The organism is Phyllobacterium sp. 21LDTY02-6 (genome assembly GCF_023554255.2).
Lineage (GTDB): Bacteria > Pseudomonadota > Alphaproteobacteria > Rhizobiales > Rhizobiaceae > Phyllobacterium.
Map to the genome: position 1 here is coordinate 108,627 of NZ_JAMJWD020000003.1, position 12,314 is coordinate 120,940.

Below are 12,314 nucleotides of genomic sequence, written 5' to 3' on the forward strand. Positions count from 1 at the left end.
TCGGGGCCGCTTCCGTCAAGGGAACATATCGTCTAGGATTGGATGATAAAGACGATCATTCTGACATCACCTGTCAGAAAATCAGCACAATAAAGGATCGCTGCCAAATTGGATCGCGTTGACCTGTTCCGCGTCTTCACCCGTGTCGTCGAAAGTTCGAGTTTTACTCGCGCCGCAGACACGCTCGGCATCCCGCGCTCTTCCGTATCGGCGGCCGTGCAGGAACTGGAGGGCCGCGTCGGCGCTCGGCTGCTGCATCGCACCACGCGCAAGGTTTCCCCTACGCAGGACGGCGTCGCCTTCTACGACCGCTGCCTGCAGGTGATCGCCGATGTCGAGGAGACGGAAAACCTTTTCCGGCAGTCGGCCGCGCAACCGTCGGGCAAGCTGAAGATCGATGTCCCGGGCCGCATTGGACGGCGCATCATCGCGCCGGCGCTGCCTGAATTCCTCGACCTGCATCCACAGATCGACATCGAGCTGGGCGTCACCGACCGGGCGGTAAACCTGATCGAGGACAGTGTCGACTGCGTGCTGCGCGTCGGGCCGCTGAGCAATTCCGGCCTGATCGCGCGGCCGCTCGGCAGGCTGCCGTTGATCAATGTCGCCAGCCCGTCCTATCTGGCGCGGTACGGTACACCGCAATCGCCCGACGATCTCGGCGCCCATATGGCTGTCAACTACGCCTCACCTTCCAGCGGCAGGGTAGAGGACTGGGAGTGGATGGCCGATCGAACCCTGCACGCACGGCAACTGCGGGGCCGCGTCACCGTCAACAGCGCGGAAGCCTATATCGCCTGTTGCCTGGCAGGCCTCGGGCTCATCCAGATCCCGGCCTATGATGTCCGCCATCACCTCGAAGCGGGCGAACTCATCGAAATCATGCCGGATTACCGGTCTGAACCCATGCCCATGACATTGCTCTATCCGCACAGGCAACACCTGTCGCGGCGACTACAGGTCTTCGCCGATTGGCTTGAAGCGCTGCTCGAACGGCAGCTCTTTGGATAGGCGAAGGGAGGTAGTCGCGGCGCAAGCAGTGCGGTTCAGCCCTGCCAGGGATCGACAACAACGACGCCAGTGCCTTCGAAGTCTCTTACGTTTCGCGTCACGACGACCATGTCATGGACGAGAGCCGTCGCCGCAATCAGCGCATCGGCCTCGTTGCGCCGATCGGGGATGTGCAAATGCGCGCATCGCGTCGCAACCGCATCGTCAACCGGCAGGATTCGGCCGGCGAATTCCGGCCGCACGTGACTGTCGAGCCAGGAACGCAGCCGGGCGCCTTGCGCGGCATCACGGCGCTGTACCCCGAGCACACCGCGCTCCAACTCGAATATGGTGATGGCCGAAAGAAAGAAGCGCGTCGCATCCTCCGCTCCGACCCACGCCACCACATTGGCATCGGCCTTGCCGTCGCCGACCTTGCGCAACTCGGAAACGACGTTCGTATCCAGGAGGTACCTCAAGACAGATCCACGTCGCGCGGTTCGATTTCAATGCGGTGCGGCCCAAAATCGATCGACGAGAGGCCAGTCATGGCGAGAGCGTCGACAAGGCTGCGGTGCCTGCCTGTCAAGCGTTCGAATTCGTCATAGGTCATCAGCACGTGGGAAGGCTTGCCGCGGTCGGTTATGATCACCGGGCCGCCTTTGGCTGCCTTCTTGGCGCTGCTCACGTCGTGGTTCAGCTCTCGGCTCGAAAGGGTGGTGATGCCCACGGCATGCCTCCATGTAGGTAATTACCTACATATAGCACCGGAGAGCCAAACTTCAACCGCATTTGCGGCGCCTATCGCTGCGCCAGCGTTGCAACCAGGTCACTGAAGCGATCACCCTGCACGGCGATATGCTGGCGCAGCAGCGTGCGGGCCAGTTCGGCTTCGCCCGCGAGGATCGCTTCGACGATTTCCGCATGCTCGCTGTACGACGTTTTCATGCGATTGCGCACCCGAAGCTGGAGCCGGCGATAGGGCCGCAGGCGTCGATGCAGCGCAGTACATTGCTCGACGAGAAAGCTGCTGTGGCTCGCGGTGTAAATGGCCAGATGAAACAGTTCATTGTCATAGTAATAGGTGTCGGCATCGTCGGCCTTCGCCGATTGTTCGCAGCGGCCATGGGAGGCTAGCAGGTCGGCCCGGTCCGCATCCGTATGGCGGCGGGCAGCGAGCGACCCGGCCATTCCTTCCAGTTCCGCCATCACCTCGAACATCTCATAGATCCGGTGCGGCCCGGGCTCGACGACGACGGCGCCGCGCCGGGGACGAATCTCGATGAGGCCGATGGCGCTGAGCTGCATCAATGCTTCGCGGACAGGCGTTCTCGAAACGCCGAATTGCTTGGCCAACTGCATTTCGTCCAGTCTGTCGCCAGGAGCGAATTGGTTGGTGACGATACCGTTTTCGATGTCGTCCCGCAGTTTCTGTACGATGTTTTCAGCCATAATCCCTCGTCAAAATGCACGCCGTCCGCTCTTGTATACAAATTAGTTGACTATGCACACAAGATGGGTGAAACATTATATATCATTCTCAGCATGGAGTGGAACAAGCGAAGGAACAAGGACCGGCCATGCAAACGCTGCCGGATTATCCCGTTCATGCAGGGCGGAACCCGGCAGTGTCAGAGGTGTTCGGGAAGATATGGATGCAACCTCATTGCTAACTGAACAATCCCGCGGATCGGAGTCATACAATGACGGGTACGACCTTCTTCAGCGACATGGTGCAGACGATAACGGAGCGGGGCCGGAAACTGTGGTCCTTCACCCCGCGTGCGGAACGGCTTCCCTCCGGCATTGCGGGTCTGGAAAGCCTGTGTGAATCGCTGCTGTCGAGCCGCGGCGAGGCTTCGGGCATGGCGCTGGCCGCCGAGATCCTGCAGCAATGGTCGCGCCTCGGCGATGAAGAACAGCGCGCGTTCATGCAGCTGCTGTACGACAGGTTCGGGCCGGATTCGAAAAGGCTCGACGCAGCGATCGAGGCCTACCGCGCCGCGCCCACCTCGCGGGCAGTGCTTGAACTGCATCAGGCCGCGGAACCCCGCCGGCAGGAGCTGATCCGGCGGCTCAACCTTGCGCCCAGCGGCATATCCACGCTTGTCCGCATGCGCGAGCGGCTGTTGAGCCTCAAGGCCGACACGCCGGACCTTGAATCCGTCGATGCCGATTTCGCGCACCTCTTCGCCTCCTGGTTCAACCGCGGCTTTCTGATGCTGCGCCCGATCGACTGGTCGACGCCCGCTCATATTCTGGAAAAGATCATTCGCTACGAGGCGGTGCACGAGATCGGCAATTGGGACGAATTGCGCCGGCGGCTCGCACCTGCCGACCGGCGATGTTTCGCCTTTTTTCATCCGCAACTGGCGGATGATCCGCTCATTTTCGTGGAAGTGGCGCTGACGAAATCCATTCCCGAGAGCATCTCCGACGTCCTTGACGAGACGCGCGCGCCCATTCGGGCACAGGATGCGAGAACGGCCGTCTTCTATTCGATTTCAAACTGCCAGGCCGGCCTGCGCGGCATCTCCTTTGGCAATTTCCTCATCAAGCAGGTGGTGGAGGATTTGCGCCGGGACCATTCCAGGCTGGACACATTCGTCACGCTCTCGCCGGTTCCGGGATTTTCCGGCTGGCTGACGCGCGAGCGGCGCAAGGAGAACTCGGAGATATTGAGCGCGGCCGACCGGGCTACCCTCGCCGCGCTGGACGACGCCGAATGGGCAAGCGATCCGGCAGTGTCAGCGGCCGTGAAGGCCGTTCTGATGCCCGCCGCCGCCGCCTATTTCCTGCAAGGGCGCACGGCGGACGGACGCCCGATCGATCCCGTTGCCCGTTTTCACCTTGGAAATGGTGCGCGGCTGGAGCGGATGAATTTTCTTGGCGACACGTCGAGCCGCGCGATGCGGCAGGCGCATGGCCTGATGGTCAATTACCTCTACAAGCTCGACGACATCGAGACCAATCACGAGGCATTTGCCCAGCGCAACGAGATCGTGGCCGCGCCGGCCGTCAGAAAACTGCTGCGCGGCCTTGCCGCCGCGAAGGGAGCAAACAAGGACAAACAGCCGCACGACGACAAGGCGGACAGCAAGGAATTCAGTTCATGAGCAACCATCTGTTTGACGCCATTCGCCGTTCCATTCCTGCCGATGACGCCGTCTTCATCGAAACCGCGGAGCGGCGCTGGACCTATGGCGACATGCTGGAATGGTCCGGGCGGATCGCCGGCGCTATCGATACGCTGGGCGTGCGGCCCGGCGATCGCGTCGCCGTGCAGGTGGAGAAGAGCGCGCATGCCTTGATGCTGTACCTTGCCTGTATCCGGTGCGGGGCGATCTACCTGCCCCTCAACACGGCATATACGCTGGCCGAGCTCGACTACTTCATCGGCGATGCGGAGCCTCGCCTTGTCGTTGCGGACCCGAAGGCTGCCGACGGCATCAGGACGATCGCCTCGAAACATGGTGCGCTCGTCGAAACGTTGGACGAACACGGCGGCGGAACCCTGCTCGAACTCGCGAATGATGAATCGCCGGATTTTGTCGAAGCCGCCAGAATGGCCGATGATCCCGCGGCCATCCTTTATACCTCCGGAACGACCGGCCGGTCGAAGGGAGCGATTCTCACCCATGCAAACCTGTTGTCGAATGCCCAGACCCTGAAGGATACCTGGCGCTTTACGCCGGACGATCGGCTGATCCATGCACTCCCCATCTTCCACACCCACGGGCTTTTCGTCGGCACGAACGTCATTCTGATTTCCGGCGCGTCGATGTTTCTTCTGCCGAAGTTCGATCCGGCGCAGGTCCTGGCATTGATGCCGCGCGCCACGACGCTGATGGGCGTTCCGACTTTCTATGTCCGGCTGCTTCAGCATGATGGGCTGGACCGTCAGGCCGTGGCCAATATGCGGCTGTTCATTTCCGGTTCTGCGCCGCTCCTGGCCGACACCCACCGGGCGTTTCAGGAACGCACCGGCCACGCCATCCTCGAGCGCTACGGGATGACGGAAACCAACATGAATACGTCCAATCCCTATGATGGCGAGCGCAGGGCCGGAACCGTCGGCTTCCCGCTTCCCGGTGTCACCATACGTGTCAGCCAAGCCGAAACCGGCGAGATCCTGGGGCGCGAAGAGACGGGCATGATCGAGGTGAAAGGGCCCAATGTCTTCAAGGGCTATTGGCGCATGCCGGAAAAGACGAAAGCGGAGTTTCGCGACGATGGCTTCTTCATCACGGGCGATCTCGGCAAGATCGACGCGCAAGGCTATGTCCACATCATCGGCCGCCAGAAGGACCTGGTGATTTCCGGCGGCTACAACATCTACCCAAAGGAAGTCGAGGGTGAGATCGACCAGTTGCCCGGCGTCGTCGAATGCGCGGTGATAGGCGTGGCCCATCCCGATCTCGGCGAAGGGGTGACCGCAGTCGTGGTCAAGCAGCCCAGCTCGAGCCTTGACGAACGGGCCATTCGGGATGCGCTCGGGGATCGCCTTGCACGCTACAAGCAGCCGAAGCAGATCATCTTTGTCGACGACCTGCCGCGCAACACGATGGGCAAGGTCCAGAAAAACGTCCTGCGCGAACGGTATTGCGATCTCTATACCGCTCGCGCGGGCGATGATCTGAAGCATTCAGCGCTGCCATCGGGAGGATGACAGCCGCGAAAGAGGCGTAGGGAGGAACTCACGCCGCATCAATGAGGAAAAGACGGCCGTCCTCTGGCGCGCCGTAGAGGGAGGAATTTGCCGTGAATATCGAGATTTTATCCATTCTTGTGCTGATTGGCATGTTCGTCATTGCGACGATTCTACCCATCAATATGGGTGCGCTTGCCTTCGCGGCAGCCTTCATCGTTGGCGACCTGATCATGGGCCTGCCTTCCAAGGACATCTTCGCCGGTTTCCCCAGCGACCTGTTTTTGACGCTCGTCGGCATCACCTACCTGTTTGCAATTGCCCAGAACAACGGGACGATCGACTGGCTGGTCGAGAAGGCCGTCCAGTTGGTGCGCGGACATATGGCACTCATACCCTGGGTGATGTTCCTCGTCGCCGCAGTCATCACGGGCTTCGGCGCGCTCGGCCCGGCGGCTGTCGCGATCCTTGCTCCGGTCGCGCTGCGCTTCGCCGCGCAATACCGCATCAGTCCGGTCATGATGGGGTTGATGGTCATTCACGGCGCACAGGGCGGCGGCTTTTCGCCGATCAGCGTCTATGGCGGCATCACCAACCAGATCGTCGAAAAGGCGGGCCTGCCCTATGGGCCGACGACGCTGTTCCTGTCCAGCCTCTTCTTCAACCTGGCCATCGCAATCGTCGTCTTCTTCGTCTTCGGCGGCTGGAAGAGCCTGCGCGAGCACGCCGCCGCTTCGGGGCCGGATCCGGACACGCACCTGGCGGGAGCATCGCGCGCCATTGTCGGCCATGGCGGTACACCCGCCTCGCCGGCCTATCACCGCAGCGACGTTTCGCCCTCCGGCGCGCATATTCCAACGAGCGAGGGCCTGACCCGCGAACGGCTGCTGACATTGATCGGCCTGACGGCGCTCGCCGTAGGCGCCCTGGCTTTCAAGTTCAATGTCGGCCTCGTCGCCATCACAGTCGCCGTCGCGCTGGCGCTGGTGTCGCCCAAGACCCAGAAGGCGGCGATTGACAAGGTCAGCTGGTCGACGGTGCTGCTGATTTCCGGCATCATCACCTATGTCGGCGTGCTGCAGGAAGCCGGCACGGTGGACTATGTGGCATCCGGCATCTCGGGACTGGGAATGCCGCTCCTGGCCGCCCTGCTCCTGTGCTTCACGGGTGCGGTCGTTTCGGCCTTCGCCTCCTCGACGGCGCTGCTCGGCGCGATCATTCCACTGGCGGTGCCCTTTCTCATGCAGGGGCATATCAGCGCCATCGGCGTCGTCGCCGCCATCGCGATCTCGACCACGATCGTCGATACCAGCCCGTTCTCGACCAATGGCGCTCTCGTGGTGGCCAATGCGTCCGAAGGCGAGCGCGACGACGTCCTGCGCAAGCTGCTCGTCTACAGCGCATTGATTGCCATCATCGGCCCGATCATTGCCTGGCTCGTCCTTGTCGTGCCCGGCATCATCTGACGATCGGCAGCGTTAAAGATGGCGCGGGCGTCCCGTTCCCGCGCCTTTACCCGCGAGAGGGGCCACCGAGGTCAATTGCCTCGCGGCATGGCGGCTGGCAAAACAATATTCGAAACTATCGCCGCGAGTGAGAACGATAGTTTGCAATTCAGCCGTGAAACGAAATGCCAGCGCATTGATGGATTTTGCTGTGAACAATAGTTTCATTGCGTATCCAATCATACAGGCGCAGGAGCCCCTTCATCATGCGGCATCAAGTTTTGGGCGCGACCAGACGCCAGATTTTCGCCGCGGCGACGAGTGCTGCAATGGCGATCGCCGCGAGCCTTCTGCCCGGCCCGGCGGCTGCGGAAGGTACGATCCGCGTCGCCCAGCAGTTCGGCATCTCCTATCTCATCCTCGACGTCGTCCGCGACCAGAAGCTCATCGAGAAGCACGGCAAGGAAGCCGGTCTCGACATCGCCGTCGATTGGGCGACGGTTTCGGGCGCCACCGCCATGAACGAGGCGCTGCTGTCCGACAATCTCGACATCGCGGCGGCCGGAGTCCCGCCCGCGCTCAACATGTGGGACCGGACCCGGGACCGCCAGGAAGTCAAGCTCGTCGCCACCCTCGGCTCGCAGCCGAACTATCTGCTGAGCAGCAATCCGGACGTCCATTCGCTCAAGGATTTCGGCGCGAACGACCGCATCGCGGTCCCCGCCGCCGGGGTCGGCTTCCAGTCGCGAACGTTGCAGATCGAATCGGCCAAGGTGTTCGGCCAGGACAAGTTCCAGAAGCTGGACGAGATCACCGTCAGCCTGCCGCACCCCGACGCGACGGCGGCGCTGATCTCCGGCGGAACCGAGGTGAACGCACATTTCTCGTCGGCGCCGTTCTACTACCAGGCGCTGCAGGGCAACAAGGCGGTGCACAAGGTCATCAGCTCCTACGACATCCTCGGCGGCCCGGCGAGCTTCAACGCGCTTTATGCGACCACCGCCTTTCACGACGAGAACCCGAAAACCTATGCCGCCTTCTACGCGGCCCTGCGTGAAGCGGCGGACTGGATCAATGCCAACAAGGCGAAGGCCGCCGACACCTTCATCCGCCAGCAGAAATCGAAGCTGTCGCCGGAACTGGTGCTGCAGATCATCAACGATCCCGAGAATGATTTCTCCATCGTACCGAGAAACACCTTCGTCTACGCCACCGAACTTCACAAGCTCGGCGTGCTGAAGAACGAGGCCGCATCCTGGAAGGACTATTTCTTCCCGGAAGCCCACGCCGACAATGGCAGCTGATCGGTTGGCCGGGCGACCCATCGATATCGGCGCGCGGCCGGCAAGTCGCGCGCATCATTTCTGGAAACGATCATGGATGGCCTGACCGCAACAGCGAACGACAGCGAAGTCCCCGCGACCCTGCCGCCGGCGCTTCTCAGCGTAGAAGGCGTGACGCTGGAATATACCGGGGCGAGCCAGATCGTGCGCGCAACGCAGAATGTCAGCTTCGACGTATGGGAGGCCGATCGCTTCGTTCTTCTCGGTGCATCCGGCTGCGGAAAGTCGACGCTGTTGAAGGCGGTCGGCGGGTTTATCCAGCCCCGCGAGGGACGGATACTGCTCGATGGCCGGCCGGTCGACGGTCCCGGACCGGACCGCGTCGTCGTGTTCCAGGAATTCGACCAATTGCCGCCGTGGAAGACGGTCCGCGAAAATGTGGCGTTTCCGGTGCGGGTTTCCGGGCGACTTGACCGCAAGAGCGCGGCAGAGCGCGCGGATTACTACCTCGACAAGGTTGGGCTCAGCCGCTTCGCCGACGCCTATCCGAACGCATTGTCCGGCGGCATGAAGCAGCGCGTGGCGATCGCGCGGGCGCTTGCCATGGAGCCGCGCGTGCTGCTGATGGACGAGCCTTTCGCCGCGCTGGACGCCCTGACCCGCCGAAAGATGCAGGAAGAGCTTCTGGCGCTGTGGGAGGAGGTGCGGTTCACCCTGCTTTTCGTGACGCATTCCATCGAGGAGGCGCTGGTGGTCGGCAACCGCATCGCGCTTCTCTCGCCGCATCCGGGGCGCATGCGTGCCGAACTCAATGCCCATGAATGGGACCTGCATGGTGGCGGAAGCGCCGAATTCCAGGCGGCGGCAAACCGCGTGCATCGCCTGCTGTTCGAAGACGTTCCGCCGGACGAAAGCAATCCGACATGAGTGAAACCCGCCTCCTGTCACCAGCAGCGGCCCGGCCGGCGCCGCCGGTTCGGCCGGAATACGAACGGGCTCCGGAGGCCGTTGCCGGGGCCAGCATTGCCCGCACGATCCCGCTGCCGCAGCGTCTGTTGCAGCAGCCCTGGTTGCGCAAGGGCCTGATCCTCGTCGCGCTTGCCGTTCTCTGGGAGGTCGTTGCGCGCATCCAGGGCAACGACCTGATGCTGCCGTCGTTCGGCCAGACCATCCGCGCCTTTTACGAGGACATCGCGAATGGCGTCATTCCCGGCCGTGCGGCAAACTCCATCGACGTGCTGTTGAAGGGCTATCTCAGCGGCGTGGTGCTCGCTTTCGTCCTGACCACGCTTGCGATATCGAGCCGGTTCGGCCGGGACGTGCTGTCGACACTGACATCCATGTTCAACCCGCTGCCGCCGATCGCGCTGCTGCCGCTTGGCCTTCTCTGGTTCGGGCTTGGCCAGGGCAGCCTGATCTTCGTGCTGATCCACTCGGTGATGTGGCCGCTGGCGCTCAACATGTATACCGGCTTCACCAGCGTTCCCGAGACGCTTCGGATGACGGGGCGCAATTACGGGTTGCGCGGGCTGCGCTACGTCTTCCTTATCCTGGTGCCGGCGGCCCTCCCCTCGATCATCGCCGGCCTGAAGATCGGCTGGGCCTTTGCCTGGCGCACATTGATCGCGGCAGAACTCGTCTTCGGCACCTCGTCCGGGCGCGGCGGGCTTGGCTGGTACATTTTCCAGAACCGCAACGAACTCTATACCGACCGCGTCTTCGCCGGCCTCATCACCGTGATCCTGCTTGGCCTGATCGTCGAGAACGTGCTGTTCCGGCAGATCGAACAGCGTACGATCCTCAGATGGGGCATGACGAAATAGGTTGGGCGGAACGTCATGACGACAGCAGGCAGATACGTGGTGGGCGTCACCGATCACATGATCGACACGCCCGACCTCGAGGCCGATATTCTCGGCGACGATGTCGAGGTCGACTTCTTCGCGACGACCGACGAAAGCCGGTTCAGCCCGGAACGGCTGGCGCGCCTCGATGCCCTCATGGTCTGGGGCGCGCGGCTGGGAGCGCGCAGCATTGCCCATCTGACCCGCTGTCGCGGCGTTGTCCGCTATGGCGTCGGCTATGAGAAGATCGATGTCGCGGCACTGACCAAGGCCGGAATTCCCTTCGCCAACAATCCGGATTACGGCACCGAGGAAGTGGCCGATCACGCGGTGGCGATGATCCTCTCGCTGCACCGGCGTCTGTGGGAGCACGATGCGCGGGCTCGCCGCTACGCATCCGGATGGCAGGTCCACAGCCTCAAGCCGCTCTCCCGCTCCAACCGGACGATTGTCGGTCTCGTCGGCGTTGGCCGGATCGGCACGGCGGTGGTCAATCGCCTGAAGCCGTTCGGCTTCCATATCATCGGCTTCGATCCCGGCCAGCCGCCGGGACACGAGAAGGCCGTCGGCTACGAGCGCGTCGACCGGCTCGACGACCTGCTCGCCCGGTCCGATGTGGTCACGCTGCACTGCCCGGCAACGCCGCAGACCCGGGGCATGTTCGATGCCGCCCGGTTGGCCCGATTGAAGCCCGGCGCGATCCTGGTCAATACGGCGCGCGGCGAACTGCTCGCCGATCTCGATGTATTGGAGGCGGCCCTGCGAAGCGGCCATCTGGCGGCGGCGGCGATCGACACGCTGGCCGAGGAACCGCCCGGCAATCACCCGCTCCTCGCCGCCTGGCGCGACCGCGAGGACTGGCTTGCCGGCCGGCTGGTGATCACGCCCCACAATGCCTTCTATTCCGACCATGCCGTGACCGAGATGCGCACCAATGCGGCGCGCACCGTGCGCATTCTGCTCGACGAGGGGCGATTGCGAAACCGGGTGACGGAGTGACCCGGTGCCAGACTGATTTGAACATTTCGAGGCAGGACCATGACCGATCATAGCAACTATCTATGGTACATCCCCAACGACGTTAAGGCCGGCCACCGGGGCGATACGGCGGCGGCAAACCACAACCGCCTCGATACGCTGACCGAGCAGGCGAAAGCGCTCGAGGACCATGGCTGGAAAGGCGCGCTGATCGGCACCGGCTGGGGTCGTCCAGACACGTTTACCCTTGCCACGGCGCTGGCGGCCCGCACCACGACGTTCGAGCCGCTGATCGCGGCCAGGCCGGGCTACTGGCGCCCGGCAAACTTCGCCGCGTCGGTCGCCACGCTGGACCAGCTGACGGGCGGCCGCGTGCGCGTCAACATCGTGTCGGGCCAGGACGAACTGGCCGCCTATGGCGACCAGGAAGGCGACCAGGCGCAACGCTATGCGCGCACCAGGGAGTTCATGCGGCTGATCCGCAGGCTCTGGACCGAAGAGCATGTCACCTTCAGGGGCGAGCATTTCAGCGTGACCGATTCGACCGTGGCGCCGCGCCTCGACAATCGCGGTGAAAGGCTCCATCCGAAGCTCTATTTCGGCGGCGCTTCGGAAGCTGCCGAGCGCGTTGCGGCAACCGAAGCGGACGTCCAGCTGTTCTGGGGGGAACCGCTGGATGGGATCCGGGAGCGGATCGAGCGGCTGCGCAATCTCAGCAGGACGCTCGATCGGGACCTGCCGCCGCTGGAATTCGGCCTGCGCATCACCACCGTCGTTCGCGATACGACCGAGCAAGCCTGGGCGGATGCGCAGGCGCGCGTCGCCGCCATGGCCGAGGGCAAGAGCGGCAACTGGAACGATCACAAGGCCGGTGCGGTCGGCCAGCAGCGCCTGCTCGATCTCGCCAGACGCGGCGAGGTGCTTGACGACAATCTCTACACGGCGCCCGGAAAATTCGGCGGCGGCGGCGCCGGCACCACCTGGCTGGTCGGATCGGCGGAGGATGTCGCCGCCTCGCTTCGCAAGTACCGCGCTCTCGGCGTGACGCATTTCATCCTGTCCGACACGCCCTATCTGCAGGAGATCAAGCGCCAGGGCGAACAATTGCTGCCGCTGCTTCGATAGG

Annotated in this window: 13 protein-coding genes; 9 read left to right on the plus strand and 4 right to left on the minus strand. The window is 63.0% G+C overall.

All coding sequences use genetic code 11. The features are described 5' to 3' along the window. The first annotated feature begins 108 nt into the window (after nucleotides 1-108). Complete coding sequence (locus M8997_RS11995; RefSeq protein WP_250017794.1) at nucleotides 109-1,011, plus strand: LysR family transcriptional regulator; 903 nt, start codon at nucleotides 109-111, stop codon at nucleotides 1,009-1,011. A 35-nt stretch (nucleotides 1,012-1,046) separates the two neighbouring features. Here M8997_RS11995 and M8997_RS12000 read toward each other — a convergent pair whose 3' ends face one another. The 3 genes from M8997_RS12000 to M8997_RS12010 all read right to left on the minus strand — a co-directional run bounded on the left by M8997_RS12000 (nucleotide 1,047) and on the right by M8997_RS12010 (nucleotide 2,442). Continuing rightward, nucleotides 1,047-1,469, minus strand: a complete 423-nt coding sequence (locus M8997_RS12000) for a type II toxin-antitoxin system VapC family toxin (protein WP_250017792.1) — start codon at nucleotides 1,467-1,469, stop codon at nucleotides 1,047-1,049. Next, on the minus strand, nucleotides 1,466-1,720 hold the full coding sequence (locus M8997_RS12005; protein WP_250017789.1) for a type II toxin-antitoxin system prevent-host-death family antitoxin: 255 nt from the start codon (nucleotides 1,718-1,720) through the stop codon (nucleotides 1,466-1,468). Before M8997_RS12005 ends, M8997_RS12000 begins: the two co-directional genes overlap by 4 nt. A 71-nt stretch (nucleotides 1,721-1,791) precedes the next feature. Next, entirely contained in the window at nucleotides 1,792-2,442 is a 651-nt protein-coding gene (locus tag M8997_RS12010) for a GntR family transcriptional regulator (protein ID WP_250017787.1), read from the minus strand. Between the two features lie 251 nt (nucleotides 2,443-2,693). Here M8997_RS12010 and M8997_RS12015 point away from each other — a divergent pair, with 251 nt between their 5' ends. The 3 genes from M8997_RS12015 (at nucleotide 2,694) to M8997_RS12025 (ending at nucleotide 7,104) form a co-directional block, all read left to right on the plus strand. Further along, on the plus strand, nucleotides 2,694-4,106 hold the full coding sequence (locus M8997_RS12015; protein WP_250017785.1) for a malonyl-CoA decarboxylase: 1,413 nt from the start codon (nucleotides 2,694-2,696) through the stop codon (nucleotides 4,104-4,106). After that, entirely contained in the window at nucleotides 4,103-5,659 is a 1,557-nt protein-coding gene (locus M8997_RS12020) for a malonyl-CoA synthase (protein WP_250017783.1), read from the plus strand. The genes M8997_RS12015 and M8997_RS12020 overlap by 4 nt, the downstream gene beginning before the upstream one ends. Nucleotides 5,660-5,751: 92 nt before the next feature. Further along, entirely contained in the window at nucleotides 5,752-7,104 is a 1,353-nt protein-coding gene (locus M8997_RS12025; RefSeq protein ID WP_250017781.1) for an SLC13 family permease, read from the plus strand. Nucleotides 7,105-7,116: 12 nt separating this feature from the next. On the opposite strand, the gene M8997_RS12030 is transcribed toward M8997_RS12025, so the two are convergent. Next, nucleotides 7,117-7,311: a hypothetical protein gene (locus M8997_RS12030; RefSeq protein WP_250017779.1), complete on the minus strand. Its 195-nt coding sequence runs from the start codon at nucleotides 7,309-7,311 to the stop codon at nucleotides 7,117-7,119. Nucleotides 7,312-7,349: 38 nt separating this feature from the next. On the opposite strand from M8997_RS12030, the gene M8997_RS12035 reads away from it, so the two are divergent. The 5 genes from M8997_RS12035 to M8997_RS12055 all read left to right on the plus strand — a co-directional run bounded on the left by M8997_RS12035 (nucleotide 7,350) and on the right by M8997_RS12055 (nucleotide 12,313). Then, nucleotides 7,350-8,387, plus strand: coding sequence for an ABC transporter substrate-binding protein (locus tag M8997_RS12035; protein WP_250017776.1), 1,038 nt, complete (start codon nucleotides 7,350-7,352; stop codon nucleotides 8,385-8,387). A 72-nt stretch (nucleotides 8,388-8,459) separates the two neighbouring features. Next, complete coding sequence (locus tag M8997_RS12040; protein WP_250017774.1) at nucleotides 8,460-9,293, plus strand: ABC transporter ATP-binding protein; 834 nt, start codon at nucleotides 8,460-8,462, stop codon at nucleotides 9,291-9,293. Next, nucleotides 9,290-10,189, plus strand: a complete 900-nt coding sequence (locus tag M8997_RS12045; protein WP_250017772.1) for an ABC transporter permease — start codon at nucleotides 9,290-9,292, stop codon at nucleotides 10,187-10,189. Before M8997_RS12040 ends, M8997_RS12045 begins: the two co-directional genes overlap by 4 nt. A 15-nt stretch (nucleotides 10,190-10,204) precedes the next feature. Beyond that, the gene (locus M8997_RS12050; RefSeq protein WP_250017769.1) at nucleotides 10,205-11,209 is read left to right on the plus strand and encodes a C-terminal binding protein; all 1,005 of its coding nucleotides are present in this window, start codon (nucleotides 10,205-10,207) and stop codon (nucleotides 11,207-11,209) included. Between the two features lie 39 nt (nucleotides 11,210-11,248). Beyond that, complete coding sequence (locus M8997_RS12055) at nucleotides 11,249-12,313, plus strand: LLM class flavin-dependent oxidoreductase (RefSeq protein WP_250017766.1); 1,065 nt, start codon at nucleotides 11,249-11,251, stop codon at nucleotides 12,311-12,313. Nucleotide 12,314: the final 1 nt, after the last annotated feature.